Origin of the sequence: Burkholderia sp. MSHR3999 (assembly GCF_000833595.1) — a bacterium.
GTDB lineage: Bacteria > Pseudomonadota > Gammaproteobacteria > Burkholderiales > Burkholderiaceae > Burkholderia > Burkholderia ubonensis.
On record NZ_JRFO01000001.1, the window covers coordinates 1,543,808 to 1,561,516 of the forward strand.

General features: G+C 67.3%; 13 protein-coding genes. 12 read left to right on the top strand and 1 reads right to left on the bottom strand.

The genetic code is table 11. The features are described from left to right. Nucleotides 1-19: 19 nt before the first annotated feature. The 12 genes from KY49_RS07290 to KY49_RS07345 all read left to right on the top strand — a co-directional run bounded on the left by KY49_RS07290 (nt 20) and on the right by KY49_RS07345 (nt 16,335). Nucleotides 20-1,624, top strand: coding sequence for a sugar ABC transporter ATP-binding protein (locus tag KY49_RS07290; RefSeq protein WP_042584612.1), 1,605 nt, complete (start codon nt 20-22; stop codon nt 1,622-1,624). After that, nucleotides 1,621-2,640, top strand: a complete 1,020-nt coding sequence (locus KY49_RS07295; protein ID WP_042583974.1) for an ABC transporter permease — start codon at nt 1,621-1,623, stop codon at nt 2,638-2,640. Before KY49_RS07290 ends, KY49_RS07295 begins: the two co-directional genes overlap by 4 nt. A gap of 50 nt (nt 2,641-2,690) precedes the next feature. After that, on the top strand, nt 2,691-3,722 hold the full coding sequence (locus KY49_RS07300; protein WP_042583975.1) for a LacI family DNA-binding transcriptional regulator: 1,032 nt from the start codon (nt 2,691-2,693) through the stop codon (nt 3,720-3,722). After that, nucleotides 3,719-4,660: a ribokinase gene (gene rbsK / locus KY49_RS07305; protein WP_042583976.1), complete on the top strand. Its 942-nt coding sequence runs from the start codon at nt 3,719-3,721 to the stop codon at nt 4,658-4,660. Before KY49_RS07300 ends, rbsK begins: the two co-directional genes overlap by 4 nt. Before the next feature lie 193 nt (nt 4,661-4,853). Continuing rightward, nucleotides 4,854-6,596, top strand: coding sequence for a methyl-accepting chemotaxis protein (locus tag KY49_RS07310; protein ID WP_042584613.1), 1,743 nt, complete (start codon nt 4,854-4,856; stop codon nt 6,594-6,596). Between the two features lie 491 nt (nt 6,597-7,087). Beyond that, on the top strand, nt 7,088-9,010 hold the full coding sequence (locus KY49_RS07315; protein WP_042583977.1) for a PrkA family serine protein kinase: 1,923 nt from the start codon (nt 7,088-7,090) through the stop codon (nt 9,008-9,010). A 123-nt stretch (nt 9,011-9,133) separates the two neighbouring features. After that, nucleotides 9,134-10,402 (top strand): YeaH/YhbH family protein, encoded by a 1,269-nt coding sequence (locus tag KY49_RS07320; protein WP_042583978.1) that lies wholly within the window; start codon nt 9,134-9,136, stop codon nt 10,400-10,402. Then, entirely contained in the window at nt 10,399-12,078 is a 1,680-nt protein-coding gene (locus KY49_RS07325; protein WP_010092450.1) for a SpoVR family protein, read from the top strand. Before KY49_RS07320 ends, KY49_RS07325 begins: the two co-directional genes overlap by 4 nt. Nucleotides 12,079-12,309: 231 nt before the next feature. Then, complete coding sequence (locus tag KY49_RS07330) at nt 12,310-13,614, top strand: MFS family transporter (RefSeq protein WP_042583979.1); 1,305 nt, start codon at nt 12,310-12,312, stop codon at nt 13,612-13,614. Nucleotides 13,615-13,937: 323 nt separating this feature from the next. Continuing rightward, entirely contained in the window at nt 13,938-14,753 is an 816-nt protein-coding gene (locus KY49_RS07335) for an ABC transporter substrate-binding protein (RefSeq protein ID WP_042583980.1), read from the top strand. Nucleotides 14,754-14,872: 119 nt separating this feature from the next. Then, nucleotides 14,873-15,595 (top strand): amino acid ABC transporter permease, encoded by a 723-nt coding sequence (locus KY49_RS07340; protein WP_042583981.1) that lies wholly within the window; start codon nt 14,873-14,875, stop codon nt 15,593-15,595. A 2-nt stretch (nt 15,596-15,597) separates the two neighbouring features. Continuing rightward, nucleotides 15,598-16,335: an amino acid ABC transporter permease gene (locus tag KY49_RS07345; RefSeq protein WP_042583982.1), complete on the top strand. Its 738-nt coding sequence runs from the start codon at nt 15,598-15,600 to the stop codon at nt 16,333-16,335. Nucleotides 16,336-16,356: 21 nt separating this feature from the next. On the opposite strand, the gene KY49_RS07350 is transcribed toward KY49_RS07345, so the two are convergent. Continuing rightward, complete coding sequence (locus tag KY49_RS07350) at nt 16,357-17,613, bottom strand: M23 family metallopeptidase (protein ID WP_232456443.1); 1,257 nt, start codon at nt 17,611-17,613, stop codon at nt 16,357-16,359. Nucleotides 17,614-17,709 lie beyond the last annotated feature (96 nt).

Here is a 17,709-nt window from a genome sequence, read left to right on the forward strand (position 1 = left end):
GGCCGCAACCAGGATCGCGATGGAATCGACCTTCCAACCCTCCCGTACTGCCATCCCCGTGCTGGCCGTCTCCGGCATCGGCAAGACCTATGCCGAGCCGGTGCTCGCGGACGTCTCGCTGACGCTCGCGTCCGGCGAGGCGCTGGCGCTCACCGGCGAGAACGGCGCCGGCAAGAGCACGCTGTCGAAGATCATCGGCGGGCTCGTCGCGCCGACGGCCGGCACGCTGCAGCTCGACGCTCGCGCGTATGCGCCCGCGAGCCGCAAGGACGCCGAAGCACTCGGCGTGCGGATGGTGATGCAGGAGCTGAACCTGCTGCCGACGCTGTCGGTCGCCGAAAACCTGTTCCTGAACCGGCTGCCGCGCCGCTTCGGCATCATCGACCGCCAGCGCCTGCGCGACGACGCGCGCGCCGCGATGGCGCAGGTCGGGCTCGACGACGTCGATCCGGACACGCCCGTCGGCGCGCTCGGCATCGGCCACCAGCAGATGGTCGAGATCGCGCGCAACCTGATCGGCGACTGCCGCGTGCTGATCCTCGACGAGCCGACCGCGATGCTGACCGCGCGCGAGGTCGAGCTGCTGTTCGAGCAGATCGACCGGCTCAAGGCGCGCGGCGTCGCGATCGTCTACATCTCGCACCGGCTCGAGGAGCTCGCGCGGGTTGCCGAGCGGGTCGCCGTGCTGCGCGACGGACGGCTCGTGCATCACGGCGACATGGCCGCGACGACGACCGACCGTCTCGTCACGCTGATGGTCGGGCGCGAGGTCGGGGAGCACATCGACTTCGGCGCACGCAGCTTCGGCGCGCCGCGGCTGGTCGTGTCGGGCATGACGCGCATGCCGGCCGTGCAGGACGTGTCGCTCGAAGTGCGCGCGGGCGAGATCTTCGGCATCTCGGGGCTGATCGGCGCGGGGCGCACGGAGCTGCTGCGGCTGATCTACGGCGCCGACACGCCGGACTCGGGCGTGATCGCGGTCGGCCAGCCGCCCAGGCCGGCCGAGATCCGCTCGCCGGTCGACGCGGTGCGGTACGGCATCGCGCTGATCACCGAGGATCGCAAGGGCGAGGGCCTGCTGCTGTCGCAATCGGTCACGGCGAACGTGTCGCTCGGCCAGCTCGACCGGCTCGCGCGCGCGGGCGTCGTCGACGCGACGCGCGAGACGGCGCTCGCCGAGCGCCAGATCGATGCGCTGCGCATCCGCACGCACGGCGCGTCGCAGCCGGTCGGCGAACTGTCGGGCGGCAACCAGCAGAAGGTCGTGATCGGCCGCTGGCTCGCGCGCGACATGGGCGTGCTGCTGTTCGACGAGCCGACGCGCGGCATCGACGTCGGCGCCAAATTCGAGATCTACACGCTGATGGGCGCGCTCGCGCGGGAAGGGCGCGCGCTCGTCGTCGTGTCGAGCGACCTGCGCGAGCTGATGCTCATTTGCGACCGGATCGGCGTGATGTCGGCCGGCCGCATGACTGCCGTGTTCGAGCGCGGCAACTGGACCCAGGATGCGCTGCTGGCGGCGGCGTTCGCCGGCTTCGGCCGCGACGAGGCCGCGCGCCATCCGGCAGCCGGAGCGGCGCCGCGCGCCGCGTCCGGCGCTTCGACGACAGGACCTTCGCCATGACCCAGCCCCCCGTTACCCCGACCGACGCCAACCCGCCGCAGCCCGTCACGGGGCGCCGCGTGCGCACGCTGTCCGGCACGCGGCTCGGCATCTCGAACTACCTCGGGCTCGCCGGCGCGCTCGCCGCGATGATCGCGCTGTTTTCGGCGCTGAGCTCGCATTTCCTGACCTACGACACGTTCAGCACGATCGCGAACCAGATTCCCGATCTCGTGGTGATGTCGGTCGGCATGACCTTCGTGCTGATCATCGCCGGGATCGACCTGTCGGTCGGCTCGGTGCTCGCGCTCGCCGCGTCGATGGTCAGCGTCGCCGCGCTCAAGTGGCAGTGGGGGCCGCTGCCCGCCGCGCTGATCGGCATCGCGGCCGCGACCGTGACGGGCACGCTGACGGGCGCGGTCACGGTCGGCTGGCGGATTCCGTCGTTCATCGTGTCGCTCGGCGTGCTCGAGGCCGCGCGCGGGCTCGCGTACCAGCTGACGAATTCGCGCACCGCCTACATCGGCGACGCGTTCGACTTCCTGTCGAACCCGCTCGCGCTCGGCATTTCGCCGGCGTTCCTGATAGCGGTCGCGGTGATGATCGTCGCGCAGTTCGTGCTGACGCGCACCGTGTTCGGCCGCTATCTCGTCGGCATCGGCACGAACGAGGAGGCGGTCCGGCTTGCCGGGGTAAACCCTCGGCCGTATAAAATCCTCGTATTCGCGCTGATGGGCGCGCTTGCCGGGCTCGCGTCGCTGTTCCAGATCTCGCGGCTCGAAGCGGCGGACCCGAACGCGGGCAGCGGCCTCGAGCTGCAGGTGATCGCGGCCGTCGTGATCGGCGGCACGAGCCTGATGGGCGGGCGCGGCTCGGTGATCAGCACGTTCTTCGGCGTATTGATCATCTCCGTGCTGGCCGCCGGGCTCGCGCAGATCGGCGCGAACGAGCCGACGAAGCGGATCATCACCGGGGCGGTGATCGTGGTGGCTGTCGTGCTCGACACTTACCGCAGCCGGCGCGCGCGCGCCCGGTAGGAACCGCGCACGGCAAGAACAACAGAGAACGGACCAGAGAGAAACGGGAAATGGCGACGATCAAGGATGTAGCGGCCATGGCGGGCGTATCGTTTACGACCGTGTCGCACGTGGTGAACAATTCGCGGCCGGTGTCCGCGGACGTGCGCGCGAAAGTCGAAGGGGCGATCCGCGAGCTGAATTACGTGCCGTCGGCGGTCGCGCGCTCGCTGAAGGCGCGCGCGACGGCGACCATCGGGCTCGTCGTGCCGAACAGCACGAATCCGTATTTTGCCGAGCTCGCGCGCGGCATCGAGGACCAGTGCGCCGCCAATGGCTACTGCGTGTTCTTCTGCAACTCGGACGACGATCCGGTCAAGCAGCGCAACTACCTGCGCGTGCTGCAGGAAAAGCGCATCGACGGGCTGATCGTTGCATCGGCCGGCGAGGACACGGTGCTCGCGCAGACGCTCGCCGACGCGCATGCGCCGCTCGTGGTCGTCGACCGCAACATCGAGGGGCTCGCCGCCGATCTCGTGCAGATCGACCACGAACGCGGCGCATATCTGGCGACCCGCCACCTGCTGGAGCTCGGGCACGCGAAGATCGGCTGCATCACCGGGCCGACGGACACGGCCGTCAGCGCGATGCGCGTGCACGGCTTCATCCGCGCGATGGCCGAGCGCAGCATCGACATCGTGCCGGGCGCGATCGCGGAAAGCGACTTCTCGTGCCTCGGCGGCTACCACGCGGCGTCGCGGCTGTTCGAATCGGTGCGGCCGAGCGCGATCTTCGCCGGCAACGACCTGATGGGCGTCGGCGCGCTGCGCGCGGCGGCCGAGCGCGGGCTGCGCGTGCCGGACGACTGCTCGATCATCGGCTTCGACGACATCGAATTCTCCCGCTACACGTATCCGGCCTTGTCGACGGTCGGCCAGTCGGTGCGCGCGCTCGGCGAGATGGCCGCGCAAACGCTGATCGAACGGATCGGCGGCGGGGCGAGCGCCGCGCCGAGCCGGCGGCGCGTCGTGTCGCCGCGCCTCGTGCTGCGCGAATCGACCGCCATCTACCGCGAACCGGCGCCGGCCGGCAACCGCGCATGACGGCGCACGTCACATCCGGCGCGCCGCAAGCGGGGCGCGTGACGGTCATCGGCAGTCTCAACATGGATCTCGTCGTGCGCGCGCCGCGGCTGCCGCTGCCCGGCGAAACGCTCGCCGGCCATGCGTTCGCGCAGGCCGCGGGCGGAAAGGGCGGCAATCAGGCGGTCGCTGCCGCGCGGCTCGGCGCGCAGGTCGCGATGATCGGCTGCGTCGGCGCGGATGCGCACGGCGCCGCGCTGCGCGCCGGTCTCGAAGCCGAGGGGATCGACTGCGCGGGGCTCGCGACGAGCGCGACGGCGTCGACCGGGGTCGCGCTGATCGTCGTCGACGACGCGAGCCAGAACGCGATCGTGATCGTCGCCGGCGGCAACGGCGAGGTGACGCCGGACACGATTGCACACCATGACGCAGCAATCGCCGCGGCCGACGTGCTGATCTGCCAGCTCGAGACGCCGGCGGACGCGGTCTTCGCGGCGCTGTCCGCCGGGCGCAAGCTCGGCCGTACGGTCGTGCTCAACCCGGCGCCCGCGATTGCGCCGCTGCCGGCCGGCTGGCTGCCGCTCGTCGATTACCTGATTCCGAACGAGGTCGAGGCGGCCGCGCTGACGGGCCTGCCGATCCGCGACCCCGCCGACGCCGAGGCCGCCGCGCGCGCGCTGCAGGCGGGCGGCGCGCGCAACGTGCTGGTCACGCTCGGCGCGCGCGGCGTGCTGGCGCTGACGGCTGACGGCGCGGCGCGCCACTACCCGGCGAGCGCGGTGCAGGCGGTCGACACGACCGCCGCCGGCGACACCTTCATCGGCGGCTTCGCCGCGCGGCTCGCGGGCGGCGCGGACGTCGACGCCGCGATCCGCTTCGCGCAACGCGCGGCGGCGCTCTCCGTAACGCGCGCAGGCGCTCAGCCGTCGATCCCGACGCTGGCCGAACTGGCCGATTGACTACTCGGCCCGATGTTTCCGGGCCGTTTTCGCGTCATTGCTGACTGATTCGAAATTGACTGACGAATTGTTTGGGAAATTTCGGTAAACACCATCAAGTCGTGCGAATTGTTGTCGTAATTGCATCGAGGGAAGCCCATGCTTCCGGGCGATGGGCGTGGCCCGTCAACGACGACGCAAGACAGGAAAAATGATGGTGTTCAAAGACCTGACGATCCGCGCGCGCATCGGCATCACGATCGCGTTTCTGGCCGGGCTGCTGTGCCTGATCGGTGTGCTGGGGTTGTTCGGCATGGGGCGCGCGAACGATTCGAACCGCGAAATCTTCACGAACCAGATGCCGAGCGCGGTCAACCTGGGGCTCGCCGAGATGTACGCCGCGCGCGAACGCCTCGCGCTCGATCGCGCCGCGCTGCTGGCCGGCACGCCGGAAGCGGCGGCGGCGGTCGAACGCAGCCGCGCGATGCGCGCGCAGTCCGATGCGTGGTGGCAGAAATACCTCGCGCTGCCGCGCGACGGCGAAGAGGACAAGCTCGCGCAGGACGTCGCCGCGAAGCGTCAGGCATTGCAGCGCGAGTGCGACGGCTTCGCGGGCGTCGTGGCGGCGAACGAGCATGACCGGATCGCCGACGGCGCGAAGCAGCTTCAGGTGCGCTACAACGACCTCACGGTATCGGGCGAGGCGCTGCGCAATTTCCAGTTCACCGCCGGGCAGGCCGCGTTCGAGCGGGCCGAGTCGACCTACGCGACGGTGCGGATCGTGTCGATCGTCGCGCTCGTGGCCGGGCTCGTCGCCGCGCTGGTGTCGTACGTGACGCTCAGCCGCGCGATCGGCCGCCCGCTCGCCGACGCGCTCGCGCACTTCGACGCGATCGCCGCGGGCGATCTGCGCCGCCGCATCGTCGTGACGCGCCGCGATGAAATGGGCCAGTTGCTGGAGGGCCTCGGCAAGATGCAGGTCGGGCTCGTCGAAACCGTCAGCACGGTGCGCGGCGGCAGCGAATCGATCGCGACGGCGGCCAAGCAGATCGCTGCCGGCAACATCGACCTGTCGTCGCGCACCGAGGAGCAGGCGTCGGCGCTGCAGGAAACCGCGTCGAGCATGGAGCAGCTGACCGGCACCGTGAAACAGAACGCGGACAATGCGCGCCAGGCGAGCGCGCTGGCCGCGAATGCGTCGGAGATCGCGAACAAGGGCAACGTCGTCGTCGGGCAGGTGGTCGGCACGATGGGCGAAATCAACCAGAGTTCCGCAAAGATCGCGGACATCATCGCGATCATCGAAGGGATCGCGTTCCAGACCAACATTCTTGCGCTGAATGCCGCCGTCGAGGCCGCGCGGGCCGGCGAGGAAGGCCGCGGCTTCGCGGTGGTCGCGGGCGAGGTGCGCAGCCTCGCGCAGCGCTCGTCGGCGGCCGCCAAGGAGATCAAGACGCTGATCGACGCGTCGGTCGAGCGCATCCGTTCCGGCTCGGCGCTCGTCGACGAAGCCGGGCGCACGATGACGGAAGTGATCGGCGCGGTGCAGCGCGTGACCGACATCATGGGCGAGATCGCGGCCGCGTCGGAGGAGCAGAGCGGCGGCATCGACCAGGTCGCGCGCGCGGTCACGCAGATGGACGAGGTGACGCAGCAGAACGCGGCGCTCGTCGAGGAAGCGGCCGCCGCCGCGCAATCGCTCGACGAGCAGGCCGCGCGGCTGCGCGAGACGGTCGCGGTGTTCCAGCTCGACGACGGCGCGGCACAGCGGCGCGCAACCGTGCCGGCCGTGGCGCGTCGCGTGACGCCGGCGCCAGCGCCGGCAGCGCGCGACAGCCACGACGCGCCCGCGCCGCGCGCGGCCGTCGCGCCGCCGGCTCGCCGCGCCGCTCCCGCGCCGTCGCCTGCCGCACCGGCGCCGGTCGCTGCCGGCAACGACGACTGGGAGACCTTCTGATTCCCGGGAATGCGGCATACGTCGCGCATCTATCCCCATTTGCGTGATCCCGAACGCCCGCCTCGCGCGGGCGTTTTTGCATCCGCGGCCGGCGCGGCATGCTCGTGCGCAACCGTCATACGGGTATGTCCGTAAGGGTCGTGCGAAAAAAATTTTGTAACTGCGCGTCGCGCATGTCGTCCGGAACGCGTACTCGAACGTATAGGGATGAAGGGGAGGCGGTGTGGACTTCGCGGCGTCCGGCACGTCCAACGCGCAAGACGTTCCGGTGCTCGACGAGACGCGGCGGATGCTGTTTCGTCGGCTCGGGACATCGATTGTAGAGCGACGAAATGCGTTGTCCAAGTCATGTGTCGTCGATGACGAAAGTTCACACAACGAGTTCGTGAAAAAAAATAAGAAAGGGTTTAGGATGAATTCGAACGCGCTTGCTTCTGCGCAGTCACATGAAGAAGGCAGGCACGTCTTCAGACATAGGCGAGGGAGGTAGCATGGATATTTACAGCAGCTTCGCGAACCGCTTCGAAAAAACGCGAGAGGAAGAGTTCTCGCTGGAGGAGTATCTCGCGCTCTGCAAAAACGATCCATCCGCGTATGCCACGGCCGGCGAACGCATGCTGGCTGCGATCGGGGAACCAGAACACATCGATACCCGCAACGAACCGCGCCTGTCGCGGATCTTTGCGAACAAGGTCATCAAGGTCTATCCCGCGTTCCGCGAGTTCTACGGAATGGAGGAAGTGATCGAGCAGGTGGTCGCGTATTTCCGCCACGCTGCGCAAGGGCTCGAAGAGAAGAAGCAGATTCTCTATCTGCTCGGTCCGGTGGGCGGCGGCAAGTCGTCGATCGCCGAGCGTCTCAAGCAGCTGATGGAGCGCGTGCCGTTCTATGCGCTGAAGGGCTCGCCCGTCAACGAATCGCCGCTCGGGCTGTTCGACTACGACGAGGACGGGCCGATTCTCGAGGAGCAGTACGGCATTCCACGGCGCTATCTGAAGAGCATCCTGAGCCCGTGGGCGGTCAAGCGCCTGCATGAATACAACGGCGACATCCGCCAGTTCCGCGTCGTGCGCCGCTATCCGTCGATCCTGCGGCAGATCGCGATCTCGAAGACCGAGCCGGGCGACGAGAACAACCAGGACATCTCGTCGCTCGTCGGCAAGGTCGACATCCGCAAGCTCGAGCAGTACGCGCAGGACGACGCCGACGCGTACAGCTACTCCGGCGGCCTGTGCCTCGCGAACCAGGGCCTGCTCGAATTCGTCGAAATGTTCAAGGCGCCGATCAAGGTGCTGCACCCGCTGCTGACCGCGACGCAGGAAGGCAACTTCAAGGGCACCGAGGGCTTCGGCGCGATCCCGTTCGACGGGATCATCCTCGCGCACTCGAACGAGTCGGAGTGGAAGGCGTTCAAGAACAACCGCAACAACGAAGCGCTGCTCGACCGGATCTTCGTCGTGAAGGTGCCGTACTGCCTGCGCGTGTCGGAAGAGATCAAGATCTACGAGAAGCTGATCCGCAACTCGTCGCTCGCCGAGGCCGTGTGCGCGCCGGGCACGCTGAAGATGATGTCGCAGTTCTCGGTGCTGTCGCGCCTGCACGAGCCGGAAAACTCGAGCCTGTTCTCGAAGATGCAGGTGTACGACGGCGAGAACCTGAAGGACACTGACCCGAAGGCGAAGTCGTACCAGGAGTATCGCGACTACGCGGGCGTCGACGAGGGCATGACCGGCGTGTCGACGCGCTTCGCGTTCAAGATCCTGTCGCGCGTGTTCAACTTCGATTCGAGCGAAGTGGCGGCGAACCCGGTGCACCTGATGTACGTGCTCGAGCAGCAGATCGAGCGCGAGCAGTTCCCGCCGGAAACCGAGCAGAAGTACCTGTCGTTCGTGAAGGACGTGCTCGCGTCGCGCTACGCGGAATTCATCGGCAAGGAGATCCAGACGGCCTACCTCGAATCGTATTCGGAGTACGGGCAGAACATCTTCGATCGCTACGTCACGTATGCGGACTTCTGGATCCAGGATCAGGAATTCCGCGATCACGACACCGGCGAGAGCTTCGACCGCGCCGCGCTGAACGCGGAGCTGGAGAAGATCGAGAAGCCGGCGGGCATCAGCAATCCGAAGGATTTCCGCAACGAGATCGTGAACTTCGTGTTGCGCGCACGGGCCGCGAACGCCGGCAAGAACCCGGTGTGGACGAGCTACGAGAAGTTGCGCGTCGTGATCGAGAAGAAGATGTTCTCGAATACGGAAGAGCTGCTGCCGGTCATTTCGTTCAACGCGAAGGGGTCGGCGGAGGAGCAGCGCAAGCACGAGGACTTTGTGAACCGGATGGTCGCGAAGGGCTATACGCCGAAGCAGGTCAGGCTGCTTTGCGACTGGTACCTGCGTGTGCGCAAGTCGTCATGACCTGCATCGCGCAGCGCCCGTGCGGCCTGGCCGCACGGGCAACTTCAGAGACGCCGCCCGCATGACGGGAGACGGCATGCGGCGAGCGTCCCGGCATATCGACATTCGAGCGGGAGACCGGGTGTGCTTCATCAAATCATCGACCGCAGGCTAGCCGGCAAGAACAAGAGCATTGCCAACCGCGAACGCTTTCTGCGTCGCGTCAAGAACTACATTCGTCGTGCCGTGTCGGACGCGGTGCGCGATCGTAGCATCAAGGACATCCAGAGCACGCAGAGCATCACGATTCCGCGCAAGGACATCGCGGAACCGACGTTCCGCCACGGCCCGGGCGGGCGCCGCGAGTACGTGCATCCGGGCAACGAGGACTACGTGCGCGGCGACAAGATCCCGCGTCCGCAAGGCGGCGCGGGCGGCGGCGGCAGCCAGGCGAGCAACGAGGGCGAGGGGCAGGACGACTTCGTGTTCGAGCTGTCGCGCGACGAGTTCATGCAGTACTTCTTCGACGATCTCGAACTGCCGCGCCTCGTGAAGACGCACCTGCTGACGGTGCCGAGCTGGAAGAACGTGCGCGCGGGCTGGGCGGCGGAAGGCACGCCGAACAACATCGACATCGTGCGTTCGCTCAGAAGCGCGCTCGGCCGCCGCATCGCGCTCGGCTCGCCGCTCGTCAACGAGCTGCACGAGCTCGAGGCGCAGCTCGAAGCGCTGAAGAGCGATTCCGAAGACCGCCGCGCGGAGATCGCGACGCTGGAAGACCAGATCCACCATCTGAAGGGCCGCATCTGGCGCATCCCGTTCATCGATCCGTTCGACCTGCGCTACATCAATCGCGTGAAGCAGCCGCAGCCGTCGAGCCAGGCCGTGATGTTCTGCCTGATGGACGTGTCCGGCTCGATGGACGAGCAGCGCAAGGATCTCGCGAAGCGTTTCTTCATCCTGCTGTACCTGTTCCTCAAGCGCAACTACGAGCGCATCGAGGTGGTGTTCATCCGCCACCACACGCGCGCGGAGGAAGTCGACGAGGATACGTTCTTCCATTCGACCGAAAGCGGCGGCACGGTCGTGTCGAGCGCGCTCGAGCTGATGCGCAAGGTGATGAACGAGCGCTACTCGCCGACCGAATGGAACATCTACGGCGCACAGGCGTCCGACGGCGACAACTGGACCGACGATTCGCCGAAGTGTCGCAAAATCCTGGAAGAGGATATCCTCACGAAGACGCGTTACTTCGCGTACATCCAGGTCGCGCCCGAAGAGCAGAATCTGTGGCTGGAGTATGCGCAGCTGATGCAGTCGCAACCGCATCTCGCGATGAAAAAAGTGGAATCGGCTGCCGATATCTACCCGGTGTTTCGCGAATTGTTCGAAAAGCAGGTGGAAATGTCATGACGAGCCGCCACCTGCACAGCGAATCGCGCGGCTACCAGCCGCGCCGATCCGGCGACGACACCGCAGGCCATGCCGCGACGCAGCAACGCGGCCACGCCGAACCGTCGACGCCGCCAGCCGACATGCCCGGTGCCGGGCAGAAGGAAGCGCGTATGAACGTTGCCGAACGCAAGCCGCTGCCGTGCCCGTCCGACTGGACCTTCGAACTGCTCGAGGAATACGACACGCACATCGCGCAGGTCGCCGAGCAGTATGAGCTCGACATCTACCCGATCCAGCTCGAGCTGATCAGCGCCGAGCAGATGATGGACGCGTACGCGTCGGTCGGGATGCCGGTCAACTACCGGCACTGGTCGTTCGGCAAGCACTTCCTGTCCACCGAGAAGAGCTACCGCCGCGGCCAGATGGGCCTCGCGTACGAGATCGTCATCAACTCGAATCCGTGCATCGCGTACCTGATGGAAGAGAACACGATGACGATGCAGGCGCTCGTCATCGCGCACGCGGCGTACGGTCACAACTCGTTCTTCAAGGGCAACTACCTGTTCCGGTTGTGGACCGATGCGCACGCGATCATCGACTACCTCGTCTACGCGAAGAACTACGTCGCGGAATGCGAGGAGCGCTACGGCCTCGACCGCGTCGAGGAGCTGCTCGACTCGTGCCACGCGCTGATGAACTACGGCGTCGACCGCTACAAGCGGCCGCAGAAGCCGTCGCTGTCGAAAGAGGCGGCGCTGCGCCGCGAGCGCGAGGCGTACCTGCAGTCGCAGATCAACGAACTGTGGCGCACGCTGCCGCAGAAGAAGCCCGAGCTGGCCGAGGAGCAGGAGGAGCGCTATCCGCCGGAGCCGCAGGAGAACCTGCTGTATTTCGCGGAGAAGAACGCGCCGCTGCTCGAGCCGTGGGAGCGGGAAGTGATCCGCATCGTGCGCAAGATCGGCCAGTACTTCTATCCGCAGCGGCAGACGCAGGTGATGAACGAAGGCTGGGCGTGTTTCTGGCATTACACGCTGCTCAACACGCTGTACAACCAGGGGAAGCTCGCCGACGGCTTCATGATGGAGTTCCTGCATTCGCACAGCAACGTGATCTACCAGCCGCCCGTCACGAAGCCGTACTACAGCGGGATCAACCCGTATGCGCTCGGCTTCTCGATGATGAGCGACATCCGGCGGATCTGCGAAGCGCCGACGGACGAGGACTACAAGTGGTTCCCCGAGCTCGCGGGCAGCCCGTGGCTGCCGGCCATGCACTACGCGATGCGCAACTTCAAGGACGAGAGCTTCATCGCGCAGTACCTGTCGCCGCACCTGATCCGCGAGATGCGCCTGTTCTCGGTGCTCGACGACGACATGCGCGACGCGCTCGAGGTGTCGGCGATCCACGACGACTCCGGCTACCAGTACGTGCGGCAGTCGCTGTCGCGGCAATATGACATCCACCATCGCGAGCCGAACATCCAGGTGTGGTCGGTCAACACGCGCGGCGACCGCAGCCTCACGCTGCGCCATTTCATGACCGACAACCGGCACCTGTCGAACGACAGCGACGAGGTGCTCAAGCACATGGCGCGGCTGTGGCAGTTCGACGTGTACCTGGAAAGCGTCGACGAGGCGGGCACCGTGCGCAAGCGCTACGAGTGCCGCTACACGCCGCCCGAAGTGCGCCTCTGAGCGCGCCCCGTTGCCTTGCATCCGACGCCAGCCTGCGGGCTGGCGTTTTCATTGGATGACCGGGAAACGGGAGAAAAATTTTCTACATCCGGACGAACCCGGACAGTCCCTATCTTTACATTTCGCTAAAATCCGGTTGAGCATCGCGCCGGAACCGGTGCCATGCATGTCCGCTCGCGGCGGTCCTGCGGCCGCCACGCCCAAAAGCACTACAAAGGAACAGACCAACCCATGGACGTCCAGACCGACCAAGCCGTGCCGTCCGCGCACGACACCCGGCGGCGCGTGTTCGCCATTGTCGGCGCCTCGTCGGGCAACCTCGTCGAGTGGTTCGATTTCTACATCTACTCGTTCTGCGCGCTGTACTTCGCGCCGGCGTTCTTCCCGAGCGGCAACACGACGACGCAACTGCTGAACACCGCGGGCGTGTTCGCGGCCGGCTTCCTGATGCGTCCGATCGGCGGCTGGCTGTTCGGCCGCATCGCCGACCGGCACGGCCGCCGTGCCGCGATGATGATCTCGGTGCTGATGATGTGCGGCGGCTCCCTCGTGATCGCGGTGCTGCCGACCTATGCGCAGATCGGCGCATTCGCGCCGCTGCTGCTGCTGATCGCGCGGCTGTTCCAGGGGCTGTCGGTGGGCGGCGAGTACGGCACGAGCGCGACCTACATGAGCGAAGTCGCGCTGAAGGGCCGGCGCGGCTTCTTCGCGTCGTTCCAGTACGTGACGCTGATCGGCGGCCAGCTGTGCGCGCTGCTCGTGCTCGTGATCCTGCAGCAGACGTTGTCGGCCGCCGAGCTGAAGGCGTGGGGCTGGCGCATTCCGTTCGTGGTCGGCGCGGCCGCCGCGCTGATCTCGCTGTACCTGCGCAAGTCGCTCGACGAGACGTCGACGAGCGAGTCGCGCGACAAGAAGGACGCCGGCACGATCCGCGGCGTGTGGCAGCACAAGGGCGCGTTCCTGACGGTGGTCGGCTTCACCGCGGGCGGCTCGCTGATCTTCTACACGTTCACGACGTACATGCAGAAGTACCTCGTGAACACGGCCGGCATGCACGCGAAGACCGCCAGCAACGTGATGACGGTCGCGCTGCTCGTCTACATGCTGCTGCAGCCGGTGTTCGGCGCGCTGTCCGACCGGATCGGCCGCCGCATGTCGATGATCCTGTTCGGTGCATGCTCGGTGATCGGCACGGTGCCGCTGATGCACGCGCTGAAGGACGTGCAGAGCCCCGTCGCGGCGTTCGTGCTGATCACGGTCGCGCTCGCGATCGTCAGCTTCTACACGTCGATCAGCGGCCTCATCAAGGCCGAGATGTTCCCGCCGGAAGTACGCGCGATGGGCGTCGGCCTGTCGTACGCGGTCGCGAACGCGCTGTTCGGCGGCACGGCCGAGTACGTCGCGCTGTGGTTCAAGTCGATCGGCAGCGAGGAGACGTTCTACTGGTACGTGACCGCGCTGTGCGCGGTCTCGCTGATCGTGTCGTACCGGATGCGCGATCCGAGCAAGGAAGGGTATCTGCGTCACGAGCCGTGATCGCGCCGCGCGCGATAAGGATATCGGAATCGCTTCGTTGCCGGCGACGGGCGATCCGCTTAATCTGAACCCGTAGTTCGTGTGACACCTCCTTGACTGGGATTCACGCCCGCTGCTTGCAGCGGGCGTTTTTTTTCGCCGCACCGGACGCACCGTTGCCTCTCCTCATCACGAAACCCGCAGAGCAAAGCAGCATTTGTTGGTTCGAACTCGCACGGCCCGCTGATACGTTAGCGGCTTCACGGCACCACCCGCCGTGGATTTCCTCGAACCGGGCCGTCGCGCGATCCGCGGCGGCCTTCACAACAAATCAGGTCGTGCTCTTGAAAATCCACACTCTCGCTACATGGCTCGTCGGAGTTGCGCTCGTGACGGCGGGCACCGCCGCGCACGCGGACCGCCTCGACGACATCAGGAAGGCCGGCGTGCTGCGCGTCGCGACGTTCGACAGCAACCCGCCGTTCGGCTTCGTCGACGCGAAGACCAATCACATCGTCGGCCTCGACGTCGACTACGCGAAAGCGCTCGCCGACAAGCTCGGCGTGAAGCTGCAACTGCAGCCGACGAACCCGGCGAACCGCATTCCGTTCCTGACGTCCGGCAAGGTCGACCTCGTGCTCGCGAACTTCACGATCACCGACGAGCGCGCGAAGCAGGTCGATTTCAGCATTCCGTATTTCTCGTCGGGCCAGCAGTTCCTCGCGAAGAAGGGCGTGCTGAAGTCCGCCGAGCAGCTGAACGGGCTGCGGGTCGGCGCGGACAAGGGCACGACCAACGAGATCACGCTGCGCGAGAAATATCCGAAGGCGACGATCGTCGCGTACGACGACACGCCGTTCGCGTTCGCCGCGCTGCGCGCCGGCAACGTGCAGGCGATCACGCAGGACGGGCCGAAGCTGATCGGCCTGCTCGCGAACGTGCCCGACAAGCAGAACTACGAGATCCCGGCGTTCGCGATCTCGAACGACTACATGGGCGTCGGCGTGCCGAAGGGCGAGACGCGCCTGCTCGGCTTCGTCAACGACACGCTGAAGGGGCTCGAGGCGAGCGGCCGCGCGACGCAGATCTACGACGCGTGGTTCGGGCCAACGACGAAGACGCCGCTCACGCGCATCTTCCGCATCGGCGACAAGACCTGAGCGCGCGACACGACCCATGACACGCGCGCCGCGATGCGCCGCCGGGCCTGACCGGCGCGTGCATCGCGGCGCATTTCGTTGACTTCCGATCGCGGGCGCCACGCGTTCGCGCCACACGCATGCTCGGGCTGGCTCCCAAATACCTGTCCTGGCTCTGCCAGGGCTTCCTGCTGACGCTCGGCCTGTCGGCCGCGTCGGCGCTCGCCGCGATCGTTGGCGGTCTTGCGCTGTCGATCCTGCGCCATGCGCGCCACCGGGTGCTGCGCGCCGCGGTGGCGGCCTACGTCGTCACGTTCCGCAACACGCCGCTGCTCGTGCAATTGCTGTTCTGGTACTTCGGCGTCGCATCGCTGCTGCCCGACACCTGGGTCGCGTGGCTGAACGCGGGCCATGCATGGCATGCGGGCCCGTTCACGCTCGCGTGGCCGTCGTTCGAGTTCGTCGCCGGCTGGGTCGGGCTGAGCGCGTATACGGCCGCGTTCGTCGCGCAAGAGTGCGAAGCAGGCCTGCGCGGCGTGCCGCTTGCGCAGCGCGACGCGGCCGCGGCGCTCGGCCTCACGCCGCTGCAGGCGCTGCGCTACGTCATCCTGCCGCAGGCGGTGCGCATCGCGTTGCCGCCGCTGTTCGGGCAGACGATGAATCTCGTGAAGAACTCGTCGCTGGCGATGGCGATCGGCGTCGCCGAGCTGTCGTATGCATCGCGGCAGGTCGAGACCGAGACTTTCAAGACCTTCGCCGCGTTCGGCGTCGCGACCGTGCTGTACGTCGCCGCGGCGGCCGCGATCGAGGCGGCCGCGTATGCGGCCGCGCAATGGCGCGACCGGCTAGGTGCGGGGCATTGACGATGGAATTCTCGTTGTTCGCCAACAATCTTCCATACCTGCTCGTCGGCGCGTGCCCGGACGGGCCGCTCGGCGGCGCCGCGCTGTCGCTGGTGCTCGCGATCGCGTCCGCGTGCGCGTCGGCGGTGCTGGGCGTCGCGCTCGGCGTCGCGATGGCGCTCGCGGGCGGCTGGGCGCGCGTGCTGCTGCTCGCGTTCATCGGTTTTTTTCGCGCGATTCCGGTGCTGATGCTGATCTTCTGGACGTATTTCCTGATGCCGATGCTGCTGCACACCGACGTGCCGGGGCTTGCGACGGTCGTGTGCGCGCTCGCGCTGATCGGCGGCGCGTATCTCGCGCACGCGGTGCATGCGGGGATCGTCGCGGCCGGCGCGGGGCAATGGCAGGCAGGGCTGTCGCTCGGCCTCACGCGCTGGCAGACCGTGCGCTACGTGCTGCTGCCGCAGGCGATCCGGATCATGACGCCGTCGTTCGTGAACCAGTGGGTGTCGCTCGTGAAGGACACGTCGCTCGCGTACATCGTCGGCGTGCCGGAGCTGTCGTTCGTCGCGACGCAGGTGAACAACCGGCTGATGGTGTATCCGGCGCCGATCTTCCTGTTCGTCGCCGCGATCTACCTCGTGCTGTGCACGTCGCTCGACGGCGTCGCGCGCTGGCTGCTGTCGCGTCGTCCGCGCGCGGAACGCCACGCGCGCACGGCGGCCGGGCGCGCGCAGCCGGCGCGCGGCGCGACGCGTTGACGCCAGCCGGCGCCGTGCGCGTCAGGACGCGGTGTAGTGCGTGTTGAAGACCGCGCGCAGCGTCGATTTGTCGCTGGCGAAGTCGGCCCACAGCGGGCCGTCGGTCTGTGCGAACGCGAACGGCGCGGTGTTGATCGACGCGAGGCGGAAGCGCCATTCCGCGGCTTCCTGGCGGAACGCGGTGCGCTGCATGTCGGAGAGGCCCGTTTGCGCCTCGGCGAGCGTGACGAGCGGGTCGACCGGCTGGTCGGCGATCCGCACCTCGAAGTGCAGGTGCGGGCCCGTCGCCGCGCCGGTCATGCCGACCGACCCGATGCGCTCGCCCTGCCTGACCCGCTCGCCGACCTTCAGCCCGTGCGCGAACGCGGACAGGTGCGCGTAGTAGGTCGAATAACCGTCGGCGTGATCGACGATCACGTAGCGGCCGTAGCCGCCCGGATCGGTGCCGACGAACGACACGGTGCCGTCGGCCGCCGCGTCGACGCGCGTGCCGGACGGCGCGGCGAGATCGACGCCGGTGTGGAACGCCATCGCCTGCGACAGCGGATGGACACGCTCGCCGAAGAACGAGCTGATGCGGGTCCACTTGACGGGCATCGTGAACGCGGCGGCTTCGAGCGGCGCGCCGTCGAGCGTGTAATACGCGCCCTTGTCGGCGCCCGGCGGCTTGAACCACAGCGCGCCGAACGTGCGGCCCGCGACGCGCAGCTCGAGCGCGGTGAGGCGGGGCGCGCCCTGGGTCGTGTCGAACGCGAGGCGGTAGTAGTCGCCGCGATGCGCGCTTTCGCGCATCGGCACCTTGCCGCTGACGATGTCGCCGAGCTGGATCCGCACTTCCGGCGGCAGGTCGAGACGGTTCAGCGTATCGGACAGCGTCAGCTCGATGTCGCCGGCGCGCAGCCCGTGCTCGGGCTCGGGCGGCGCGAGCGTGAACAGGTTCGCATAGCCGAGCATGTCGTTGCGGTGCGCGCTGAGCGGCGCGAACAGGCCTGGCTGCGCGTTGCGCTCGCCGATCGCCTGGACGAGCTCGTTCGTGATGAAATGCTGCGCGGTGGGGAACGGGGTGTCCGACAGCACGCGTTGCGGCATCGCGGCCGTGTCGGTGTCGACGGCGCCCGGCAATTGCGAGACGGCCGGCAGCGTGACGGCGAGGCCGAGCGTGGCGAGGGCGCCGAGCACGGCGGCCGGCAGCATCGCGCGTACGAGCTGCCACGCGCGCGCGGCACGCGGCGCGGATGAATCAGGAATTGCGGCAGACTTGACCAAGGGTGTCCACATCCAGGAAAACGGTTCGAGGAAAGGGTGTGGGCTGGGGCCGCCGAAAGGAGGGGAGGCGGGCGTGCAACAAAACAGGCCCCGTCAGGGGCCCGTGTC